The organism is Cryobacterium sandaracinum (assembly GCF_004403415.1).
Classification (GTDB): Bacteria; Actinomycetota; Actinomycetes; order Actinomycetales; family Microbacteriaceae; genus Cryobacterium; species Cryobacterium sandaracinum.
The window spans coordinates 37421-59535 of the sequence record NZ_SOGO01000008.1 but is presented as its reverse complement, the minus strand read 5'-3'; the positions used below and the strand labels follow the sequence as shown (position 1 = coordinate 59535).

Below are 22115 nucleotides of genomic sequence, written 5' to 3'. Positions count from 1 at the left end.
ATGTCCAAGCCAACACTCCAGCAATCGCACGGTCCCCGGTACACCCGGATTCTCTCGATCGGCGCCGCCCGCGGGGACCTAGTCGTGCCCAACGACGACCTGGTCGGTCCGATCGATTCGTCTGATGAATGGATCCAACAGCGCACCGGCATCATCACCCGCACAAGAGCGAGCCAGGACATCCAGGCCGTCGACCTCGCGACGGATGCCGCCCGCGAAGCCATAGAGAGGTCCGGCATCCAGCCACACCTGATCGACGCCGTCATTGTGGCCACGATCAGCAACGGCCGGCAGACACCGTCCATTGCCGCCGTGGTCGCCGATCGGGTCGGCGCCAACCCCGCCGCCGCCTACGACGTCAACGCCGCCTGCGCCGGATACACCTACGCCGTGGCGCAAGCCGATTCCCTGATCCGCACGGGCACCGCCCACTACGCGCTCGTCATCGGCGCCGAGAAGCTATCCGACCTCGTCGACCCCACGGACCGCAGCATCTCGTTCCTCCTCGGCGACGGCGCCGGCGCCGTCGTCATCGGCCCGAGCGACTTCCCGGGGATCGCACCCACCGTGTGGGGATCCGACGGGTCCAAGGCCGATGCCATCACCATGAATCACACCCTGCAGGAATACCGACGCGGAGAATCCGAATGGCCCACCCTGCGCCAGGAAGGCCAAACGGTTTTCCGCTGGGCCGTCTGGAACATGGCGAAGGTGGCTAAGGAGGCTCTCCAGGTCGCGGGAATCGAGAGCGACCAGCTCGCCGCTTTCATCCCGCACCAGGCCAATATGCGCATCATCGACGAGTTCGCCAAGCAACTGAAGCTTCCCGACTCGGTCGTCATCGCCCGCGATGTCGCCACCACCGGGAACACCTCGTCGGCGTCGATCCCGCTGGCCACCCACCGTCTCCTGGAAGAGCACCCCGAGCTCAGCGGTGGCCTCGCCCTCCAGATCGGCTTTGGAGCAGGACTGGTGTTCGGCGCGCAGGTCGTCGTGCTTCCCTAGATTTCACTCAACTCCCCTCTAAACTGAATCTCGGTCATACGAGACACCCCCAAGGAGAAATAACATGGCATTGTCCACCGAAGAAGTTCTTGCCGGCCTGGCCGAACTCATCAACGACGAGACTGGCATCGCGACCGACACAGTTGAGATGGGGAAGTCATTCACCGATGATCTGGACATCGATTCCATCTCGATGATGACCATCGTCGTCAACGCGGAAGAAAAGTTCGACGTCAAGATCCCCGACGAAGAGGTCAAGAACCTCAAGTCCGTCGGCAACGCTGTCGACTTCATCGTCAAGGCTCAGGTCTAGTCCACAAATGAACAGGCCGGTCGGCATCTGCCGACCGGCCTGATCTGTGGGTGATGCCCACGTTTGCACGCCTCACGGAGAGTTAACGTTATGACCAAAAAAATCGTTATCACCGGCATCGGTGCGACCTCCCCTCTCGGCGGCACGGCCGCCGACAGCTGGTCGGCCCTGCTCGCCGGTGAATCGGGGACGAGCACGCTAGACCACGAATGGGTGGCCCGGACTCAGCTCCCCGTGACCTTCGCCGCCCAGGCCAGGGTTCCATCCGTCGACGTTCTGGCCCGCCACGAGACGAAGCGTCTCGACCCCTCCAGCCAGTTCGCGTTGATTGCCGGGCGTGAAGCCTGGGCGGATGCCGGCTCCCCCGAAGCAGACCCCGAACGGCTGGCCGTCGACTGGGCGACCGGAATCGGTGGAGTCTGGACCCTTCTCGACGCGTGGGACACCCTCCGCGAACGCGGTCCGCGCCGCGTGCTGCCGATGACCGTGCCCATGCTCATGCCGAACGGCCCGGGAGCGGCCATCGGAATGGACCTTCACGCCCGGGCCGGAATCACCACAGTTGTGTCCGCGTGCGCCTCGAGCACCGAGTCTCTCGTGAACGCCTACAACCGCCTACAGGCCGGGCTCGCCGACATCGTCATCGCCGGTGGCTCCGAGGCCGCAATTCACCCGCTTCCGATCGCATCCTTCGCTGCCATGCAGGCCTTGTCCAAGCGCAACGACGACCCGGCCACGGCGTCGCGCCCCTACGACATCACCCGGGACGGCTTCGTTCTCGGTGAGGGTGCCGCGGCGCTCGTCGTCGAGACGGAAGAACACGCCAAGGCCCGCGGCGCGCGCATCTACGCCGAGCTCCTTGGTGGTGCCGTGACCAGTGACGCGTACCACATCACCGCTCCAGACCCCGATGGCACGGCTGCGGCCCGCGCGATGATCACCGCGATCAGGAATGCCGACGCGAGCCTGGCGGATGTCTCGCACATCAACGCGCACGCGACCAGCACTCCGGTCGGGGACATCGCCGAGTACAACGCACTGCGCCGCGTGTTCGGCGACCTGCTCGACGGAATCCCGGTGTCGGCGACCAAGGCTTCCACCGGTCACCTCCTCGGTGGTGCCGGGGCGATTGAGGCCCTGTTCACGGTTCTCGCTCTGGCCAAGCGCATGGCCCCGCCGACCATCAACCTGCTGAACCAGGATCCAAGCATCCCGCTCGACGTGGTGACCATGCCGCGCACGTTGCCTTCCGGCGATCTGCTGGCCATCAGCAACTCGTTCGGTTTCGGCGGTCACAACGCCGTCGTGGCGTTCCGGTCGGTCTAGCTCCACCCGGCGGAAAACCTGCCTGCACCGGGATGGCCCCGACCGGCACCGGTCGAGGCCATCCCGTGTTCGGGAGCGACCTTGCGCTGCACGTCAGCCCACCTGGTGCAACCACACGACCGAGTTGAAATCGCCGGCGTGCCGGAACGGTTCGAGCTCGTCGTCCCAGGCCTGCCCGAGCGTAATGCGGAGCTGCCGGTGGAGCTCCAGCGCGTTTGCCCCGGCCAGGTCCATGGCGTGGCGCAGCCGGTCCTCCGGAATAACGACGTTACCGGCCGTGTCGGTCTGGGCGAAGAAGATGCCCAGGTCGGGGGTGTGCAGCCAGCGCGCCCCATCGGCGCCGAAACCGGCGTCCTCGGTGACCTCAAAGCGAAGGTGGTCCCAACCGCGGAGCGCCGACGCGAGCCGCGCCCCCGTGCCGCAGGCGCCCTCCCACTGGTACTCGGCCCGCTGCGCTCCGCGGAGCACGGGCTGCTCAGACCAGTCGAAACTGACGGGCACGCCCAGGGCGCGACCCACCGCCCACTCCACATGGGGACTCAGAGCGCGAGGCGAGGAATGCACGTAAATGTAGCCGCGCGCAGTCGCTTCCTGCCGAGCGTGTGTAGCCACCATCGTTTCTCCCGTTCTGTGAGATGCGTCTTCCCCAACGACCTCTGAACGAAACAATGCGGCGTGCTGTGAACTTATCGAGAACTTGAACCTATGACCAACGGTCGACGCACCGCGCAGGCGCTGCATCCATAAATTATGCCTCAGCGACCCCTGCGATCACAAGACTCGAGCCGGGACCGGATCTCCGTTCGCTATACTCAGTATGGTCATACCTTGGCCACCGGAGGTCCCATGTCTGTTCGCAGCTGCCTGCTGGCGATCCTCACGATCGGTCCGGCCTATGGCTTCCAGCTTCATGGCGAGCTGGAGTCTCGAACGGCCGGTCGGCGGGCGGTCAACGTCGGGCAGATCTACGGCACTCTTGAGCGGCTGGTTAAACAGGCGGCCGTTGAATCGGCCGGCAGCACCGCAGACGGCCTACCGCTGTACCGAATCACCGCGCTCGGCCAGGCCGAGGCGCTCCACTGGCTGGCCGATACCGAGAGCGCTCCCGGCAACGAGTGGAGCGACCTGGTCGACCGGGTCCTGATCGCCATCTCCCTCCCTGATCCTCAGGTGCTTGGCATCGATGCGCGCGGCATCGTTGCCCGGTACCGCCGGCGGTGGCAGTCAACTACCGAGACTGCGACCATGGACGCCGCGGCCACGGGCGCGGAGCGCTTGGCGGGCGCCGCCCGGGCCGCGCTGTCCGCCGCTGCGCTGGACTGGCTTCGGGACGTCGACGCGCTGCTCGAGGACGGCCACGCCGCGGGTTTTCGGCACGGTCTGAACGATGTGCGGCCGAAGCGCGGACGACGACCGGCATCCGTCGCCTGACTTGGGCGACACGCACCGTCGGAGCTGCCGTCGCCTCTGCGGTGGTTGCACCTACTTCGCCTGCGCGTAGCTGTCGACCGTCGCAACGGTGAGCAGGAAATCGACCGGGAAATCGCCGAACAAGTGCCGGCCGGCGGTATCCGCCGCGCGCCGGATGATCTCCTCGACGGTATCTGCCAGCGCGGCGGGCGTGTGCACCATGACCTCGTCGTGCAGGAAGAAAACCAGGTGCGGGGCCCGGTCGAATTCCGACCCGGAGGCACCCTGGGCCCACTGGGAACCCTGGGCACCCTGGGGCAGCATTCGCAGTTCCCGGCGCACCTCCGCCATCCAGCACAGCGCCCATTCCGCGGCGCTGCCCTGAACGATGAAATTGCGGGTGAAGCGGCCCCAGTCTCGCGCCTGACTACGGGCCCGGCGCTCGTCGGCATCCGTCGCCCCGGGGTCGTAGGCCTTGGCCTGGGTGGCCAGCCAGCGTTCCCCGGGCCGCGGGGAGGAACGCCCAAGCCGTGTCGTCACGCTCTCGCCGCGTTCCCCGGCGCGTGCGGCCGTTTCGGTGAGGGCCAGTGCCCTCGGAAAGGCCTTCGCGAGCCGGGGCAGGAGGCGCCCGCTCTCCCCGCTGGTGGCGCCGTACATGGCCCCGAGCATGGCCACCTTGGCGTGGTCGCGGGTCTCCACGACGCCCCCGGCGACGATCCCGGCGTACAGGTCCGTCCCTCGGCCGGCCTGGGCCATGGCCGTGTCGGCCGATAGGGCGGCGAGGATACGCGGCTCGAGCTGCGCGGCGTCCGCGACCACGAGCTTCCAGCCCGCATCGGCGACGACTGCGCCGCGCACCTGTTTGGGCAGCTGCAGGGCTCCCCCGCCCCGAGTGGCCCAGCGGCCCGTCACCACCCCGCCGGGGATGTACTCGGGATGGAACCGGCCGTCGACGATCCAGGTGTCCATCCAATACCAGCCGTTCGCGCTGAGCAGCCGGGCCAGCTTCTTGTATTCGAGCAGCGGATCGATCACAGGGTGGGTGAGCTCCTTGAGCTCCCAGGCGCGGGTGGACGTCACCTTCAGGCCGACCTTCTGCAGTGCCCGCATCAGATCGGGCTGGGAGTCGGGGTTGAGACCGGGTTCGCCAACAGCGTCACGGATGCGCCGAGCGAGGTTTTCGAGGCGTTCGGGCCGGATGCCCGGGGCGACGCGGGGGCCGAGTTCGCGGGTCAGCAGAGCGTCGTGCACGTCGGTGCGCCACGGCAGGCCGGCGAACTGCATCTCGGCGGCGATCAGCGCCCCGGCCGATTCCGCGGCGAGCAGCAGGCGGAGGCGGCCGGGCTCCGCAGAGGCGCGGACCGCGTCGAGCTGGCGCCGGTATTCCGCCTGCGTACCGAACCCGGCGGCCGCGCTGCCGGCGTCGCGGCCGGTCACGCCGTCGGCGGCGGTCTCGGTGTCGCTGCCGGCGGCGCTGTCACCGTCGCTGTCGAACAGGTCGAAGAGTGTCACCCCGGATGCGGACGCGGCCGGTTCGAAGGCCACCGCCCGATCCCAGCGGCTCGGCTCCGCCCGGGCCAGCGCGCTTGCCTGGGTCAGCGACGACTGGCGCAGGATCGCGTGGCACAGGCGCAAGTCGTGGGCGCGGTGCACCCTGATTCCGGCCGCCAGGAGCAGCGGGTAGATGCGGGCCGTGTCCTCCCACACCCAACGGGGCCGGTCTCGCTCCTGACCGAGCACATAGCCGGGGAATTCGTGTGAAGGCAAACGGAGTGCTGGCCCCGCGACGTTGCCCTCGGCGTCGAGTGACAGCACGAGGATCTCCCCGTTTCCCGTTCGACTCGCCAGAAGGTGCACCTGCCCATTCTGCCGGTTCGGGACCGTACCGGCGGGAAAAGCATCCGTCATATGACCGTCAGTTCGTCCGGCCGTCTGTCGGTGGAGTGGCGTCGGCCTCAGCCCACGCCTCCTGCAGCAGGGCGACGGTCTCGTTGTCTGAGAGTTGGTGGAAGTCGGTGTAGAAGGGCCCGATTGCCCACAACTCCTGCGGGGCGTGCAGCACGACGATGACATCCGCATACTGCCGCATCTCCCCGAGCAGCTCGGCGGGTGCGACCGGGACCGCGAGCACCGTGAGTGCGGCGCCCTGCCCTTTCAGGGCCGCGAGGGCTGCCTTGGCCGTGGCTCCCGTCGCGAGGCCGTCGTCCACGACGACGGCGACACGGCCCCGCGGACTGATCTGCGAGCGGTCATTGAGGTAGAGGGTGCGACGTCGTGCGATTTCGGCCAGCTCGCGACGGCGGGCCCGGGCCAAACCCATCGAGTCGCCCCCGGTGGCGGCGAGCACGTCCTCATTGACGATCGCCTGCGGACTAGCACCGTCGACGACCGCCCCCATCGCGACCTCCGGATAGCCCGGGGCCCCGATCTTGCGCACCAGGATGAGGTCCAGCGGGGCATGCAGGCGCCGAGCGACCTCGATCGCCACAGGCACACCGCCCCGCGGGAGGGCGTAGACCACCGGGTCGTGCGCCTCAAGCTCGGTCAGTCGTTCGATCAGTGGTTCGGCCAGCAGTCGGCCGGCCTCGCTCCGATTCGTGAACATGAGGCTCCCACCCGGCGAATACCTCCTGCGGGTCCGCCTCGTCCGATTCTGCCGCCGACCCTCGGCTTTGTCGAGGGCCGCCCGGGGCTCAGGCGCGGCGACCCGATTCGAGCTGACGGGCACACATGCCACTTCGGTGGTCCCGGGCACTGGACGCGTCCGGGGACCGAGGGCAGACTCGGTTCAACCAGAACAATCACGGCACCATCGAACGGAACCTGGATCAGCTGTGTATCGACGACTCACCACCCTGATTGCCGCGACCGGGCTGACGGCCGGGATCGCTCTCCTGCTGACGCTCGGCACCGTGATGCCGAGTGCGACGCGCGTCTCCGCCGACGAGTGCCCGGGCGAAACCGTGCCGATCGTCGATGTCGACGGGGAGTCACGGTGTGTGGCCCTGACCGAGGGTGAAACCACCCCCGGACCGACACCGACTCCGCCGCCCCCTCCCACTCTCACTCCGACCAAGTTCCCCTCGCCAGCACCTGAGGAACCCGCCACCACTCCCCCGGCAGAGCCGGCCCCCTCGGCCGGGCCACAGTCCACGCCGGCTGTCGTTCCACCGTCGGCGACGGCGGGGGCACCGTCGGAAGCCCCACCTGCCAAGAACGTGGATCCAGCCCCGACCTCTGCTCCCGCTCCAGGCGAGCGCGCAGGAACGACCAACGAGCCGGAGAACACCAGCACGCCGACTCCGGCGATGATGCCCACGGAGCCGCCCGTGAACGCCGACATCACCGGCGTGATCGTGCCCGGCAACGGGCCCCGGCTGCTCTGGGGCGTCGCCGTCGGGGCATCCGCATCGGGGTTGCTGGCCGCGCTCGTCGCCTTCTACCTGGTGTCGGTGCGACCGTTCTTCATCGCACGCAGACGGCCGGGAGCAGTCGGCTGACTCGCACAGGTTTCTTTGGCGCCGACCGGGTCAGCCTGATGTCGATGACGAACGCCTACCGCGGCCGGGGCACCGTGCGGTACGCCGGCCTGGCCCTGAGCCTGTTGGGCGAGATGATCGACGCGATCGCCAAACAGCCATGGCGCATCGTCGCGCGCGCCTTCCGCCGCGCCGTCGACGGGAGGCCGAGCTGGCCGCCGACGTGCGATGGTCGGATCAGTGTGACCTGCTGGTCGACCTGACCGCCAAACTCGACCGGCTCCCCCGGTATTTCTCCGTGCACCCCGGCAGGGTCATCCTCGCCGATGCGTCACTGCTGGATGGCACCCCGGTGCAGGGGTCCGGCATGGGGAGGTGATGCCCGACTGTCTCCGTCACCCGGGAGAATCTGTGGGACCTGCGTGAGGTCGCTCGCCAGAGTCAGCGGCGTGCGGGGGCCCCGGCTCGCGCACCGCGCACGACGATCGATGCAGGGGCCCGCCTCAACGCACACTGAGCCTTCCACCCGTTCGACTGTGGAGCAGCCAGGAGCATGACCCTCCACCTCGACCTGCGGCTCACCCCCAAATCCGTTGCCCCGGTCGGGTCAGGTCAGGTGCGGTCAATACCAGTTGTTGGTCACGGAATGCGCCCAGGCTCCGCACGGAGTGCCGTACCCGGCCTTGATGTAGCCGAGACCCCAGGAGATCTGCGTCGTCGCGTTCGTGGCCCAGTCGGATCCCGCCGTGGCCATCTTGCTCCCGGGCAGGGCCTGAGGGATTCCGGTGGCGCCGCTGGGGTTGTTGGCCGTGTACGACCAGCCGGATTCCTTGTTCCAGAGCTGTACGAGGCAGGAGAACGCGGACTCGCCCCAGCCGTACTTGGAGGCTGCCATCGCCCGGGCCGTCGCCTTCGCCTCGGCGGGCGTGGTGCCGCCGGCGTCGGGCTGGGACTCAGCAGCTGGAGCGGAATCGCGCGACGCATCCGCGGCCGCGGCCCGGGCGTCCGCCTGAGCCTGAGCCTGAACGGCAGCCTCGGCCTGGGCGCGAGCGGCCTCGGCGGCGGCCGCTGCTGCGGCCTCGGCGGCGGCTCGGTCTACCTCGGCCACAGCCGAACGGGCCGTGTCGGCCGCCTCCTGAGTCTGTTCGGTGAGCTCGATGACGGTGTCCGTCTCCAACGACTTGTAGTCCCCGAGCGCGGCGACGGATGACGCCAGTGGGGTCGGATCCACCTTGTTCGCCATGGCCGTGATCACCGTTCCGGCGTCACTGAGGGTGCTCTCCGCCCGGTCATGGGCGGTTTTTGTGGCTATGGCGGAGTAGACACTGAGCTGCTCGTGATGCAAACCGGTGCTTTCGGAGAGCTCCGTCGTCGCGGCGATGCCGGCAGAATTTACCGCGGATGCCTGTGACACCGCACCGATTCCCATGATCAGGCCGAGGAGACCGAGAGCTGCTCCGGTGCCGACAGCGACGGATCTGGTGCGCGAACGTCTACGTTTGGCGTTCATTTCTCGCCGGGCGGTCAGAGGTGAACGGGGTGAAGCAGAGCGCATGACTTCCAAATGCGATGCGGCCGGGCTACACGATCCTCGGCGCACCTTGATCGGTGGACTCACGGCCAGATGAAGCCGCATGGACGAAACCTCCAGCTTGCACTCACTTTCTGGACAGATGCTCAGTTATAGCTGGCAAAGTCATCCGTACTTGGCCGCCACCGATGCCGGTGCACGTCGACAGGCTCGAGTCAGGACAACTCGTTGTCCGCGTAACGGGGTGATACAGGTGAACTTCGGCAGATTTGTTTTGAGGGAACTTTAGGTGTGGAGTTCGCAGCCCTAAGCTCTCAGCCTGCCGTCAGGCACCCCTCGGCTTCGCGACTTCACAGCCTCGCTCAGGCTTTGGGTGCCTCTCGCCGTGGTCGTCGGTACTTCGCTGACCCGGCGTGATGCGCTGCCAGACCTGTCGCGGCATATCCAGGCCAGAGATTGTGACGGATGCCACGCTCGAGGCGAAATACGGGGTGCACCCGATGCAATAAGTTGCCCGGCTTCGACGCCCATATGCGGGTGGGCACTCGCGGACAGCCGGTGCGTTGATCACGACTTACTGTTGGCCACCGTTGGTGATCAGGTCTCTGACGGCGAGCATGTCCGGTCGGGACCGGTCGGGCCGCCGCGGACGGGCCGGGCACGGCATCCGCTTCGAGGCACTCCAAGAGGGCGACAGGGGGCAAGCTCGGTGGAGATCAGCAGCGATCGAGAACACTTGTCGGAGGGGTTCAACAGGGAGGGACATCCAGATCGATCCCCACGAGGACCTTGTCGCTCTCCACGATCGAGCGTTGTGGGCCGCTCATTGCCCGAGTTCGTATCCGATGAGCCAGTGCAGTCCATGACGGTCGATGACTTGGCCATCCGAAGCACCCCAAGGCTTTGGGGCAAGGTAGTCAACGATCTGGCCGCCCATCGCGAGTTTGTCAAACCACTCGTGGAGAATTTCCGGTTCGGCGGCGCCCAGCAATGAGAGCTTGACGCCATCAAGCCGAACACTTTTTTCACCTGCGGCTGCATCGGATCCCATCAATACAACTACGCCCTCGAGCACTCCGTGAGCTATGTTGTGGGGCGGGCCGTCGCTGCGACCGAAATCCTCGTAGGTATGCAGGGTGAGCTCTCCACTGAAAACATCCGCGTAGAAGCGGAGCGCTTCGCGCGCTGTACCGGGGAAAGTGACATAGATCTGCGGCGCCGTCATATGCAAAGCATACAGATCGACCTACCACCGATCGCGAGAACGCTGTGAGGGTTCGTTGTCTGATCGAGCTGGTGATCGTCGATTCGCTGAAGTAGGACATCCCTTGGCCGCGGTCGCGCCCTGGCATTGGTGCACGTCATCAAGATCGGCGACGGTGTACCGTCCTCTACGGTTTCGGTATCGGCTATTCACTGGCAATGGTCGCGCCATGATGCGATGGTACTGTCAGCTCGCCCGAGCGACACAGCCGCAACGATGGTGTCAGTCGGAAAACGAGAGAGGCACACCACTCAGGCCAAAATTCGTGCACAACACCCACTTCAAGATCAGCGGCGACCCGACATGATCCGTGGAGACTCGTTACGGCGCATGTACGCCGGCGGGCGCCCGAACCGGTGGGCGCGTTTCCTGAACCGAATAAGCGCGATGGTGTTCTCGCTCGGTATCGTTGGCCACGGCACGGTAAGCCTCGAGACCGTCAATCCGAAGTCGCACACCCTGCTCACCCTGCCGCTCGTGGTGGCCCGCTACGAAGGTTGTGAGTACGTGGTTTCGATGCTGGGCCAGGGCTCGCGGTGGGTGCGCAATGTGCGGGCCGCGAATGGGAGCGCCGTCATCCACGCGGGGCGCAGGCGACCGGTGCTACTTGAAGAGGTTCGCGCGGATGCCCGCGCACCGATTACCAAGTCATACCTGGCGCAAGCACCCGGCGCCCGACCGCACATTCCGGTCGATCAGTCGGAGCCAATCTCGGCATTCGAAACCATAACAGCCGACTTCCCGGTGTTCATGATCCGGGATGTCCAGTAAGGCGCAACGGGCACCACTGGTGGTCGCGCACTATCCCGCTGAACCGTGGCTCACTGTTTGCGTAAGCGTTCCTTGACCCCGTGTTCGACGAGAACGGGAACAAAGTCACGTATCGGGCGGCCGGAGAAGTTCTGATGCTCCTCGCGGACAGCTCTTTCAACGCTCGACCGTGGCACATTTGGGAATCTTTTCGTGAGTCGATCCACCACTTTTTCGACGGCCTGCAATTCATCGTTGAGGTTCACAGTCTCCAGTGTCTCACCGTCGGGAGCTGCCTATCAAGGCGTTGCTGTCACCGAAAGTTGCGCACTCTGCCCATCGCTTTCGTCAGCGACCAGCACGGAACGGGAATTACGCATCTCCCGGTCGAGGGTGCACGATGAAGTCATGGGATCTTCACAAGATGCACATTGAGTGCGGGCCTTGCGTCCATCGCGATCGAGCCCGGACGAGCGAATACCGGGCCGAGACTTGGTGGGGTCCGACGGTTGCCGCTGCCGCCCCGGCCTTCGTTGGCAGCGTGGTTGGGCGCTCAGTTGACGGGATAGACGACAGCCTGATCTCGCCAACCCGATCACCACGGCCTTCCTCGTTTTTCTTCTCCTGACGTGCCCGCCGATTCTGATCACACTCTTCATGCAAGATCATCGCCGTGCTCGCACTCCTCGGCATCATCCCAGCAATGGTCAACATCTCGGGTACTTGGCGTCGTTTGAGTTATTCCCGGGCGGGAGCTATGACGAGATGGACCTGAAGACGTCGATGCGCCACAAGCCGGTCGCGCGGGTCACCCTGGCGAAGCACGCATCCGTGGCCACCGAGGACTACTCATCCCTGTTCCGGTCCGACACGAACCGCGCTCCCTACACCCAGGCACCCCTCAGCACGTCGCAAACGAAAGCTCTGATAACCCTCGACCGACAGCTCCGCGTGGGTCCTGGCCGCATCCTTGCTCAAGCGGTTGTCGATCTCCTCGTGCCGATGCCACTCTCGTGGGTGCTCCTTGCGACCCTCGATGCGCACCGCCTCATCAAGCGGGCGGTCTTCGAGCCATTCCCAGACCCTCAGCAGTCAATGATCCTCGACGGTTCCCGATCCCTGTCACCGCTGCGGAACAAGTTGAGAGGTTGCGATCGGCTCCCTGGCTGTCCCCGTGGCCTCGACCCCGGATGACAGCACGGGTCCGCCGCATACCGCGGTATGCGGCGGACCCCCGACTTGCCGGTGCTGTCCCGCAGGTGGTTCTACTGTACGTCCGTCGGTTCTGGTTGCCCCGGTACTTCATCCGAAAGGCGAGTGCCGTCCGGGTTGAGACGGATCGCTCGTGGTCGCGCCGCGCGCATCCGGGGCGTCGGACGGGTCCGCGGTCAGATTCTCGTGCGCGACGGCTCCGGAGCCGGGTTCGTCATGCCGGTCAGGTTCAGGCGGCGGCAGCATAGGCGCTCTCGATCACCGATCCCCAGTACGGCACGAGCATGGTGTTCGCGACGTTGTTGTAGCCGAAACTATTGACCGAGTTCTGATAGCCGGCCGAACCGCTGCCGATGAACCGCGGGCCGCCGGATGATCCACCGGTCATGTCGCAGGGGATGCCCTGCGATTCGAACTGGGCGAATGGGGCGTCCGTGGCGGTGCCGGAGCAGGACTGCAGGGTGTTGCCGGTGAACGGTGCCGCCGCCGGGTATCCGAAGGCCGAGTAGGTGAGCCCTCTGCCGTCATTGAAGGCCACGCCCGATGCGCGGCGACAAAATCGACACCAGGCAGGTGGGCACCGGCACCGTCCACAACGACGCATCCGATACGCTCTGGCTCGACGGGGAGACGAACCGCCCTGCGTGAGTCACGATTTCCTGACCGTGCAGATTTCTCTGAACCGTCGCCGTACGGGGCGCCGTCAGCCGCCGCCGACGTGGATTCCGGGTCGGCGTGCCGGATCAGCTTCGCTCTGGCGAAGGATTTCGCGCACGACGGGTGCGGTATCGCCCTGGCCGAGGAGGAGGTAGCGCAGGAGATGCCCGAGGGGGTTGCCCTCTGACCATTCAAAGTAGGCGTGAGGTCGCACTCCGGATGCGTCGCGCAATGCCAAGAGGATGGCGGCGATGGCGTTCGGAGCCGCGGGGCTCTGGGCTCGCAGCACCCGAAGCCCGTTGACTTCTTCACCGCGAACATGGAGCGTCTCGCTGAAACTAGACGGATCCACCACCTCGATCTCCAGGAACAGTACGTCGGCACGACCCGGCACGGGATTCATCCCCCGCTGCTCCGTCTCCTTTCCGGCATAATCGGTCTGTTTGCCCGGTTTGGGCTTTGTCGCAATCAGGTTCAACGCGCCATCGAAGACGAGCGAGTCGGTGATGAAGCGCCGCGCTTGTTCGTCCAGTTCGACCGTTTCCACCCGCAGTTCGGTGGTGCGTGAAACCCGGGAGACGAGTGACACGACGATGATGCCCAGAATGAAGAACGCCGAAATGGCTATGCCGTCGGGCTTTTCCAGGATGTTCTCGCCGAGGGCATAGAGGAGGATCAGGGTCAGGATGGTGAATGCGATACTGGCTCGGCGCTGGTGGCGTCGGATCGCCGAGATCGTGACGGCGATGGCGCCGGACACCATCATGGCCAGGATGCCGGTGGCGTAGGCGCCGGCCTGCGCGTTGACGTCGGCGTTGAAGCCAATCGTGATCACGATGCTGATGCCGGTGTAGACGAGGACCACGGGGCGTACGGCGCGGCTCCACTCGGGGGCCATGCCGTAGGACGGTAGGTAGCGCGGGACGATGTTGATCAGGCCGGCCATGGCGGACGCCCCCGCGAACCACAGGATGAGGATGCTGCTGACGTCGTAGACGGTGCCGAAGGTGTTTCCGACGAGTTCGTGGGCCAGGTACGCCAGTGCGCGGCCGCTGGCTTCGCCGCCGTCTTCGAAAGCTTCCTCGGGGATGAGGAGGGTGGTGACGAAGGTGCTCGAGAGGAGGTAGGCGCTCATGATCAGGGCCGCCGCGGTCAGGAGCTTGCGGGTGTTGCGGATGCGTGAAGCCAGGCGCTCCTCGGTGGTTTTCCCTGCCGAGGCAACCAGGGGCATCATGCTCACCCCGGTCTCGAATCCGGACAGACCCAACACGAGCAGCGGGAAAGCGATGATGGCGGGACCGAGAAGATCACCGAACCCCCCGCCGCGGGAGGTGAGGGCGTCTGTCCATCCGGCGAGAGCGGCTGGATCCGTGAGGACGTCGTAGAGGCCGACGCCGATGACGACGGCATTCAGGGTGAGATACACCGCCACCAGCGGGATGGCAACCGCCACAGCTTCGCTGAAACCGAGAAGGAAGACGCCGCCGAGGGTGAGGAGCAGGACGATCGTGATCGTCACGGCATGCCCCTCGAGGAAGCTGGGCGCATATGGGTTCTCAAGAAGGTGGACCGTGGCATCCGCCGACGACAGGGTGATCGTGATGATCCAGGACGTTGCGACGAAGCCCAGAAGTACCAGCACGAAGAACTTGCCCTTCCAGAACGGGAGGAGCCGCTCGAGCATCGCCACCGAACCCTGGCCGTGCGGGCTCTCCTTCGCCACCCGCCGGTACATCGGCAACATCCCCAGCAGGGTCAGTGCAACGATCAACAGGGTCGCCAACGGCGCCAGTGCCCCGGCAGCGAGCACGGCGATGCTCGGCAGGTACGACAACGTCGAAAAGTAGTCGACGCCCGTCAGACACATGACCATCCACCAGGGACGCTTCGTCGCGGTATCTGCGGGGCTCTCTGGCCCGAGGGGCTGCACGCGGTTCCGAAGCAGCCACCGCGCGAGGCCGCTCATTGGAGCCGCCGAACGGTCGGGACTGGCAACGCTCGCCGGGATGACCGGAACGTCCAATGAATCCACTGTGATCTTCCATCCCGCCCGCGCCGGTCACAAGACCGTGAGAGCAGATCTATCGAATGCGAACAACACCTCTATTGTGAGCCACACACGAGCGAGCGCCGCACGCTCAGGGCAAAGATCTGAGCTCGAAGTGCTGTCGGCCTCGAGCGCGGGTCACAGCCATTTTTTTCTTGAAGACCACGTACAGGGCGACGCCAAGGAAGACCATCTCTCCGAGTGCGATCGGGTATCCGAAGGTCCAGTGCAGTTCGGGCATGAAGTCGAAGTTCATGAGACCGTGCCAACGAAGGCTGGGGCGAAGAGGATGGCCGCCAAGGAGGAAATCTTCTTGACCTGTTCGTTCTGAGCGAGGCTCGTCTCAGACATGTGGCGCATTTCGTCATTCTGCCGTTGATTCACCAGGGTGGAGTGCACGGTTAGTGCGTTTTGTAGGATGGCGCGGAATGAGTCCGCTCGATCGACGACGCGGATGGCGTGGTCCAAGACGTCGCGGAAGGAACGTTGGAGCTCCAGTTCGACCCTGTATTTTTCCGTGCCGCGGAGGAGCGCTTGGAGCATCCCGATAAGGAGGGGGTGCACCGCGCGCTGGAACTCGATAACTTCCCGGGAGAGGTCATAGATGCGTCGGGAGACGCTGGGGTCGCCGTCAAAGAGTTGGTTTTCGATTTCGTCGATATCGTTCTCGAGTCCGGCGATGACGGGTGCATACTCATCGACTACCTCGTTGAGGATGGAGTACAGCACGGCTTGTGGACCCTTCGCAAGAAGCGGGAGATTCGCCTCGAGGCGATGTCTGATCCGGCTGAGGGCCGTCGCTTCCGCGTGGCGAACGGTGACAACAAAGTCCTCGCCGATGAAGAGGTGAAGCTCACCGAATTCCACCTCTTCCTTCTCGTCGATGTATCGTGCGGGGCGCAAGACGAGGAACAACGTGGATTCGTACCGCTCGAGCTTGGCTCGTTGATGGCCGGCGGGCGGAGATCGAATTCGCTGGCAACCGACCGTATCTCGGTGGCGTCCGGTCTGTAGAGTCCGATCTACGCCATGCCAGCGTTCTCGCTGAGGGCTTGGTACGTTTCCTCAAGCCTGCGGGGGCTCTCGGCGCGGTGTCCGGCTACGTAGATGCCGTTGTCAATCAATGCCATGGTCGTGACCCACCGTTCAGTCGTGCGAGAAAGTGTGTGAGCAGAGCCCAAAGACGGCGTGCCATCAGGGCGTCGATCAGGATGGGGCGGGAGAGCACCGCACGTGAGTGCGGGTCAGGATCCGAGATCCAGTCGTTGCGTTTGAAGAGGAAAAACAACTGCGTGGAGAAGCCCACGATCAACGCTACCGAGCTGAAGAAGCCTCCAATCTCGCTGAACCCGGGGTAGGGCACGTTTTGGCCGTAGAAGCCGGTGACGGCCGTCGGTACGGCGATGATGGCGGCATAACCGGTCACCTTCTTGGTGATCACGTTGAGCCGGTTTCCCTGGAGGGCCAAATTCGCTTCGAGGATGCTCGTGGCGAGGTCGCGCAGGCTCTCCGTCCATTTCATAGCGCACAGTACATGGTCGTAGACATCCTGAAAGTAAGGACCCATCTCGTCGGCCACAAGGTGAAGGTCGCGGCGGAGGAGCGTGTTCACCACTTCGCGCATCGGCAGGATCACCCGCCGAAGCGTTACCAGGCTCTTCCGGAGCGCGAAAGAACTCCGTTGCAGGGCTTCCTGGTCGGCCGAGGGCACGAACAGCTGGTTCTTGAGCTCTTCGATCTCCTCGTCGAGGGCCTCTACCGCCTCGAAGTACCCGTCGACGAGTTAGTCGAACAGTCCGTGCAACAGGAAGGCGACACCATGCTTCGCCAAGTCCGGGAAAGAGTCCTATCTGGCAACCACAGCGTCCAAATCGATGCTCTCCTCCTTGTGCACGGTAACCAGTGCACGGGCCGTAATGAAAGCGGCAATCTCGTCGGTGGTAACCGCTTTCGAGGCCGGATCGAAGCCGACAGCATAACCAGACAAGAACGAGTGATCGGGATAGTGATCGAGCTTCGGCCGCTGACGCAGTTTCGTGGCGTCTTCGACGGCCAACTCGTGCAAACCCAGCTCCTCAGTTAGTAGTGCGAGGTCGGCACCATCCGGGGTACAGAGGTCCGCCCAAACCACGGAGTTGGGCAACTCAAAATGTTCGGACACATCGGCCAGCGCAAAGTTCTCGTCGATGAGGACATCATCACGGTAACAGCGGGTACGAGGAATGGGCACGGCCCAGTCAACCATGTACACCCGTGATCTTCTGGAACCCCGTTTCGCGATTCACGAAGGCGCATTGGGCGACAATCCTTCTCCAAGCGGCATGGTCTTCGCACTGTTACGCCTCTGGCATGCGCAAGGACAAAGTCCCTGGTGCCCAGACAGATCCCCACCAACCCCCGGCTGGATCATAGGACGCGAGTCCCGTTATAGGCGGCCCGGGCTTGGCTAATTCGACGCGCGGACGGACTAGTGTGCGGTCCAGCAGCCCAGGATGGCAGTAGCTACTTGGTAGGAAAACGCGGTGCGGGTGACGCCATGCGGCCCGATCTTATCCGTCAACTTTCTGGCGTCAACTTGTAACGTCATGTTGTCTTTAAGGAAGACGACCACGCCGCCTTTGGTTTCGTAAGCAGGCAATCCGAGATTCGCGAGTCCTTCAATGGGTTGGACTGGGGCAAGGTTTCCTTGCATTGTGTCGAAGTAGCTGCGGGCAGACGCTGCGTCCGAGGATTCCTGCACCGAGATCACGAATTCTCCATCAGTCAAATGGTACGTGCAGGTGTATTGCCGATTGATCCAGCTGTCGACGGAGTGTGGTGAAGCGGCGAGAGCCAGCGCACGTGTGATGTTGTCGCGTGTTTCGGTGCCACAAATCATCTGTGATGCTGCGGACGGTCCTGCGTCCGCGCTGCCTGCCGAGCTCGACTGCGGAATCGGGGAGGGTAACGTGCCTGGCATGGACATTCCGGGGGCCATTGTGTCCACGGCGCCAGAGGAGGTGGTGGCGCATCCAACCAGCAAAGCCGTGGAAGCCACCGCGATCGCAAGCAGCCAGTCGGGCCTGGTGGTACGCGTCATAGCCCTGCTACGCCGCATGGCTGGACACCAAGCTGGCGTAGACAACAACATTATCTGGGTACGTACGAGTGGTTTCGTTGAACTCTCCACCACAGGTGATCAGCCGTAATCCCGCATGATCGGTGTTGCCGTAGACGGCGAACTGCGGAAAGTCATCTTTCGGGTATTTCTCCACTCCGTCGACCACGAATACCGCCACTGTCGCATCGGCTCGGGTAACCAAAATCTCGTCGCCGGGACGCATCTCGCCAAGTCGGTAAAACACCGCGCGCCCCTGCGCCCTGGAGTCGACGTGACCCAGGATGACGGAAGGTCCGATCGCGCCAGGGGTGGGCGAACCGGTGTACCAGCCGGCCGGCGTGGCCTCGTCCAACGACGGCGTCTGCACCGTGCCATCAGGATTCTGTCCCAATTGCATCAGGACAGAGTCCACTTCAATCGCGGGGACGTTGATCTGAGTGGGCTCGGAGTCGGTCAAGGTCGGGCCGACAACCTGGTCAACCCGCGGAGTCGGCGGAACTGAGATGGGCTCCGGTGAGGGTGTAACGGAGACGGGCTCCTGCGATGGGGCTGACACGGCAGCCGAGGCAGGCGGCCGTGGAGGAGGAGGGTTGCCCCACAGGGCGAAACCGATCGCCGTACAGCCGACGGTGAAGAGCAGAACCGCCGCCGCGGTAGCCAGTCGGCTACCGCGACGACGATTTTCAGCCGGGATAATCACCGGGGATCGAACCGATCTCAGCCTCGTGCGGCAAGACGCCGACGAATCATCACCGCGCCACCTGCCGCGGTCAGGAACCCGGCACCGAGGGCGAGAAGGCCCATGTCAGCACCGCTTGAAGTGCTGCCACCGCCGGTTTCCACGCCACCGTCAGGCATGTTCGCTTGCGACGCGCTCAGGGCGCCACACAGAGCCGGCGACGTTGCTGCCAGGGGCAGACTCGGAACCAAGTCACTCTTTGCGTCCTGTGCTGCTTTCGTCAACGTGGCCGGGTCTAGCCCGTGGACCACCACAACCGCCGTGCCTGCCTCCAGCGAGGCCGCGGTGGCGGAATCCAGAGTGAAGGTTCGGTTGTAGTCGTAGTTTGCACCCATCCCGGCAAGCGTTAGATCAGTTCCGGCCGCCGGACTCGTGTCGCCACTCGTGGACAACGTTGTGCCAATCTCTCCGTAGGACGGCTGACCTTCGGTCGTGCTGATCACACCATCTCCATCGGTGTCAGCTGCCGTGGTGGGACATTCCCCCTTCGCACCGATGTGGATGTGCTGGACGTGCGGGTACGGCTTACCGTCGAAGGTCTCGGCCAGACCCTTGACGGTCTGGGTGACTGTGGCCTGGTCACCGGAAACCTCAACGGAGATGGTGCCGCTGCCGTTGCTGCCGTTAATCGCATCGAGCGTCCCCTGGTAGGACGCGTCACCAGTGGCTGCAAAGGCTGGACCACTCGTCAATACGGCGACACCAATAGCAAACGCGGGCACAAAAAACACTGCTGTTTTCTTATTCATCAAAGTCCCTTACTAGGAGGTAGTTTCGAAAACATATCGGAGCGAAAACATAAACGAGTATTCTTCAATAGAGTTTGTGCGTACAGGCCCTATATGTCAAGAGTGGCCCTGTCCTTGGTGGCCGACAACTCACAGGACACACTGTTCACTGTGGAAAGATCACGTCGGGAGTTCACTTTTGAGTAAGCAGACGAGGCCGTGAAGCTGATCATCACCACCGGCAAAGCGATCGCGACCGTCACCCGAGAGCGGAGTCAACGAGGCAACCCTGGGCCGCATGGTGACCGCGTTCAAGGCACGCAACGAAACCCGACGGGCCGAAGTGATGGAGTCTGAAGGGGCCGAGCTGCAGCGGCTACGGCAAGAAGACGCGGATCTGAAGATGGACAGGGCGTGCTTGAAAAAAGCGTCGACCTTCTTCCACCAGGAAGCATCGAATACGAGGGCCTGGCGTATGAATCGATTGGCGTAATAGAGATCAATTTCACCATCACCCGCATGGTCCGCCTCGTCGACATCGGCCGTCCGCCATCGCCGGCGTCGATTGGGGGTGGAAATCATTTCCCGAAGAACTGTCGCCACGACCAGGAAACGCCTAACGATGGCGAGATCTGTCCGAAGAAATAGAAGACCTCCACCACCGCCACCACCCTTGGCCGAGACTTCTGTCGCGGCACCGCCGCCGGCGCCACTCCTCGATCGGGCCTGTCACACCAGTGGACTTCGAGTTGCCAGAGCTAATCGGACGTGCAAAGGTCGACCCGGGCGCTCGCTGGCAGAGCGTCATGAAGCCAGTCTGCAAGCGCCACTTACGTCGCTGCATCACAACATCGCTCGCGGAGCGGATGCCCTACTTAGCTCATACCCTTCGTCATCGGTGAGGCACACCTGCTCGCCGACACCCACCTCAAAATGCTCCGCATGCTCACAAACGTCGACATGGACACCGGATCGCACATCGCGATACGCCTTATCGGGCAGCACACACTTCGGCGTCGGTGAGCTCAAACTCGCGGTGCTCCCAGCGCCAGACCGAAACATCTCCACCCGGGACAATGATCGGGATGAACGCAGCCGATACGACCGATTGCATCCGCAGCACCTCGAAGCTGCCGGCCAGTCCAACCCACACTTCGCCAACGACACCATCCACGCCGTCACGCCATCTACCTCGCACCGGAAACTTCCGACAAGGCTTTAACAAACCCGGTCGACGTCATCGACGGTGACCCCGCCACCGTCAAACAACGCGACGGGCGACACCAACGAGCGGGCGTAGGTCTTTGGAAATGTCACTGAGTCGTGGTGGCAGACGGTCGGTTTTTCACAAAAAGGATCGTGAAAATCAGAGCGGCCAGAGCGGTACCAGCGAGGAGAATTAGTCCGATCGCGTAGCTGTTTTCCGCAGCGTTGTAGGTGGCCCCCATCACCAGTGGCGGGAAGTATCCGCCTAACCCACCGGCAGCGCTGACGATGCCACTCACCGCCCCCACTCTGGCGGGCGGTGCGCTCCTCCCGATCCAGGCGAACACTCCCCCAGCACCGAGACCGAGTGCAGACGCCATCGCGACAAAGGTGAGGCCGGCGGGGATCTCGCCATCGGGACGGAGGTTCACCACCCAAGCGAGAACGGCCACCGCCGCCAGCGACCCGATTACCACTGGCTTCGGACCGATGCGGTCGGCAAGAATTCCGCCGATGGGGCGGAGAATAACGGCGGCAACCGCAAACCCAGCCGTTCGTGTCCCCGCGGCAGTGAGGTCGAAATCGTATATCTGGCGGAGATACGTGGGCAGGTAGGTGGAAAAAGCGACGAATCCGCCGAAGACCAGCGCATAGAGAAAACTCATCTGCCACGTCACGCTGAGCCGCGCCGCCGCGGTGAGCTTGGGAAGGAATGGATCAGTGCTGGCCGTGAATCCGGGGGCCTCTGCCATAAGTGTCCATACGCATATTGCGGTGACGAGGAGGAGCGTCGCGATGATGAGGTGAGTTGGAACGTATCCGAGCCATTCCACCAAACGTGGAGTGAAGAAGGCCGACACTGCGGTGCCGCCCATCCCTGCCCCGAAGACGCCGGTTGCAAAGCCTCGGCGGGATGGTTGGTACCACTGGCTCACGAATGGAATTCCCACGGCGAACACGGTTCCGGCTACGCCGAGCAACAGCGCTGCCACGACCAGGAAGGCAAATGCGTTGAGGGTTCCGGCAAGCGCGACGAGCAAGAGGGCGGGGACGGATGCAAGCAGTACCAGTGTGAATAGGAGGCGTCCGCCGAATCGGTCGGTGAGCACGCCCACTGGAATGCGGCCGATCGATCCGACGAGTATGGGCATCGCCACGAGTACAGACGTCTGGGCCGACGAGAGATTCATCGACTCGGTATAGCGGATGCCGAGCGGCGAGACACTCGTCCACGCCCAGAAGCACACGACGGAGGTGAGAGTCGCGAGGGTGAGGTTCACACCCTTGCTGTGGTGTGCCTTCCGCCGTGCAGTCATTTTCGAGCCCATCGGTGTGCCCATCACCCGCA

The 22115-nt window shown here is 64.2% G+C and carries 21 protein-coding genes and 3 pseudogenes; 9 read left to right on the top strand and 15 right to left on the bottom strand.

What is annotated here, in order from left to right; translation table 11 throughout:
* From E3T25_RS02370 to E3T25_RS02360, 3 genes are all read left to right on the top strand, one after another.
* Complete coding sequence (locus E3T25_RS02370; RefSeq protein WP_104101891.1) at positions 1 to 1005, top strand: beta-ketoacyl-ACP synthase III; 1005 nt, start codon at positions 1 to 3, stop codon at positions 1003 to 1005.
* Positions 1006 to 1069: 64 nt separating this feature from the next.
* The gene (locus E3T25_RS02365; RefSeq protein ID WP_104171086.1) at positions 1070 to 1318 is read left to right on the top strand and encodes an acyl carrier protein; all 249 of its coding nucleotides are present in this window, start codon (positions 1070 to 1072) and stop codon (positions 1316 to 1318) included.
* Between the two features lie 90 nt (positions 1319 to 1408).
* Positions 1409 to 2644 (top strand): beta-ketoacyl-[acyl-carrier-protein] synthase family protein, encoded by a 1236-nt coding sequence (locus tag E3T25_RS02360; protein ID WP_104101886.1) that lies wholly within the window; start codon positions 1409 to 1411, stop codon positions 2642 to 2644.
* Positions 2645 to 2737: 93 nt separating this feature from the next.
* On the opposite strand, the gene E3T25_RS02355 is transcribed toward E3T25_RS02360, so the two are convergent.
* Positions 2738 to 3259, bottom strand: a complete 522-nt coding sequence (locus E3T25_RS02355) for a DUF3145 domain-containing protein (protein ID WP_104101883.1) — start codon at positions 3257 to 3259, stop codon at positions 2738 to 2740.
* A 231-nt stretch (positions 3260 to 3490) separates the two neighbouring features.
* Between E3T25_RS02355 and E3T25_RS02350 the strand changes: the two genes are divergently transcribed.
* Positions 3491 to 4075: a PadR family transcriptional regulator gene (locus E3T25_RS02350; protein WP_134371916.1), complete on the top strand. Its 585-nt coding sequence runs from the start codon at positions 3491 to 3493 to the stop codon at positions 4073 to 4075.
* A 51-nt stretch (positions 4076 to 4126) separates the two neighbouring features.
* Here the strand turns inward: E3T25_RS02350 and E3T25_RS02345 are convergent, their stop codons facing one another.
* Both E3T25_RS02345 and E3T25_RS02340 read right to left on the bottom strand, forming a co-directional pair.
* Positions 4127 to 5911: a bifunctional 3'-5' exonuclease/DNA polymerase gene (locus E3T25_RS02345; protein WP_233191458.1), complete on the bottom strand. Its 1785-nt coding sequence runs from the start codon at positions 5909 to 5911 to the stop codon at positions 4127 to 4129.
* 58 nt (positions 5912 to 5969) lie between these two features.
* The gene (locus E3T25_RS02340) at positions 5970 to 6659 is read right to left on the bottom strand and encodes a phosphoribosyltransferase (protein ID WP_134371914.1); all 690 of its coding nucleotides are present in this window, start codon (positions 6657 to 6659) and stop codon (positions 5970 to 5972) included.
* Between the two features lie 229 nt (positions 6660 to 6888).
* Here E3T25_RS02340 and E3T25_RS02335 point away from each other — a divergent pair, with 229 nt between their 5' ends.
* Both E3T25_RS02335 and E3T25_RS02330 read left to right on the top strand, forming a co-directional pair.
* The gene (locus tag E3T25_RS02335; RefSeq protein ID WP_134371912.1) at positions 6889 to 7554 is read left to right on the top strand and encodes a hypothetical protein; all 666 of its coding nucleotides are present in this window, start codon (positions 6889 to 6891) and stop codon (positions 7552 to 7554) included.
* A gap of 44 nt (positions 7555 to 7598) precedes the next feature.
* On the top strand, positions 7599 to 7796 hold the full coding sequence (locus E3T25_RS02330) for a hypothetical protein (RefSeq protein ID WP_134371910.1): 198 nt from the start codon (positions 7599 to 7601) through the stop codon (positions 7794 to 7796).
* A gap of 359 nt (positions 7797 to 8155) precedes the next feature.
* On the opposite strand, the gene E3T25_RS02325 is transcribed toward E3T25_RS02330, so the two are convergent.
* Together E3T25_RS02325 and E3T25_RS02320 are read right to left on the bottom strand one after the other, a co-directional pair.
* Positions 8156 to 9043 carry an aggregation-promoting factor C-terminal-like domain-containing protein gene (locus E3T25_RS02325; RefSeq protein WP_134371908.1) on the bottom strand — a complete coding sequence of 296 codons (888 nt, stop codon included), beginning with the start codon at positions 9041 to 9043 and terminating at the stop codon, positions 8156 to 8158.
* A gap of 844 nt (positions 9044 to 9887) precedes the next feature.
* Positions 9888 to 10289, bottom strand: coding sequence for a VOC family protein (locus E3T25_RS02320; RefSeq protein ID WP_134371906.1), 402 nt, complete (start codon positions 10287 to 10289; stop codon positions 9888 to 9890).
* A 426-nt stretch (positions 10290 to 10715) separates the two neighbouring features.
* Here E3T25_RS02320 and E3T25_RS02315 point away from each other — a divergent pair, with 426 nt between their 5' ends.
* Positions 10716 to 11099, top strand: coding sequence for a nitroreductase family deazaflavin-dependent oxidoreductase (locus E3T25_RS02315; RefSeq protein WP_198415627.1), 384 nt, complete (start codon positions 10716 to 10718; stop codon positions 11097 to 11099).
* 50 nt (positions 11100 to 11149) lie between these two features.
* On the opposite strand, the gene E3T25_RS02310 is transcribed toward E3T25_RS02315, so the two are convergent.
* Positions 11150 to 11344: a three-helix bundle dimerization domain-containing protein gene (locus tag E3T25_RS02310; protein ID WP_134343049.1), complete on the bottom strand. Its 195-nt coding sequence runs from the start codon at positions 11342 to 11344 to the stop codon at positions 11150 to 11152.
* Between the two features lie 499 nt (positions 11345 to 11843).
* Between E3T25_RS02310 and E3T25_RS02305 the strand changes: the two genes are divergently transcribed.
* Positions 11844 to 12272 carry a hypothetical protein gene (locus tag E3T25_RS02305; protein WP_134371904.1) on the top strand — a complete coding sequence of 143 codons (429 nt, stop codon included), beginning with the start codon at positions 11844 to 11846 and terminating at the stop codon, positions 12270 to 12272.
* A gap of 247 nt (positions 12273 to 12519) precedes the next feature.
* Here E3T25_RS02305 and E3T25_RS02300 read toward each other — a convergent pair.
* The 7 genes and pseudogenes from E3T25_RS02300 to E3T25_RS02270 form a co-directional block, all read right to left on the bottom strand.
* A pseudogene (locus E3T25_RS02300) lies at positions 12520 to 12837 on the bottom strand (trypsin-like serine peptidase); the annotation flags it as partial.
* Positions 12838 to 12993: 156 nt separating this feature from the next.
* The gene (locus E3T25_RS02295; RefSeq protein ID WP_241980542.1) at positions 12994 to 14913 is read right to left on the bottom strand and encodes an APC family permease; all 1920 of its coding nucleotides are present in this window, start codon (positions 14911 to 14913) and stop codon (positions 12994 to 12996) included.
* A 172-nt stretch (positions 14914 to 15085) separates the two neighbouring features.
* A pseudogene (locus E3T25_RS02290) lies at positions 15086 to 16124 on the bottom strand (magnesium and cobalt transport protein CorA).
* Positions 16115 to 17239 (bottom strand): annotated as a pseudogene (locus E3T25_RS17270) (magnesium transporter CorA family protein). The pseudogenes E3T25_RS02290 and E3T25_RS17270 overlap by 10 nt, the downstream one beginning before the upstream one ends.
* Before the next feature lie 222 nt (positions 17240 to 17461).
* A complete protein-coding gene (locus tag E3T25_RS02280) occupies positions 17462 to 18073 on the bottom strand; it encodes a hypothetical protein (protein ID WP_134371900.1) in 612 nt (203 codons plus the stop codon).
* A 7-nt stretch (positions 18074 to 18080) separates the two neighbouring features.
* Entirely contained in the window at positions 18081 to 18551 is a 471-nt protein-coding gene (locus E3T25_RS02275; RefSeq protein WP_198412883.1) for a class F sortase, read from the bottom strand.
* A 260-nt stretch (positions 18552 to 18811) separates the two neighbouring features.
* Entirely contained in the window at positions 18812 to 19582 is a 771-nt protein-coding gene (locus tag E3T25_RS02270) for a hypothetical protein (RefSeq protein WP_104171074.1), read from the bottom strand.
* 393 nt (positions 19583 to 19975) lie between these two features.
* On the opposite strand from E3T25_RS02270, the gene E3T25_RS02265 reads away from it, so the two are divergent.
* Entirely contained in the window at positions 19976 to 20209 is a 234-nt protein-coding gene (locus E3T25_RS02265) for a hypothetical protein (protein WP_134371896.1), read from the top strand.
* Positions 20210 to 20552: 343 nt separating this feature from the next.
* On the opposite strand, the gene E3T25_RS02260 is transcribed toward E3T25_RS02265, so the two are convergent.
* Together E3T25_RS02260 and E3T25_RS02255 are read right to left on the bottom strand one after the other, a co-directional pair.
* Entirely contained in the window at positions 20553 to 20735 is a 183-nt protein-coding gene (locus E3T25_RS02260) for a hypothetical protein (protein WP_134371894.1), read from the bottom strand.
* Positions 20736 to 20874: 139 nt separating this feature from the next.
* Entirely contained in the window at positions 20875 to 22095 is a 1221-nt protein-coding gene (locus E3T25_RS02255; RefSeq protein WP_134371960.1) for an MFS transporter, read from the bottom strand.
* Between the last annotated feature and the right edge of the window lie 20 nt (positions 22096 to 22115).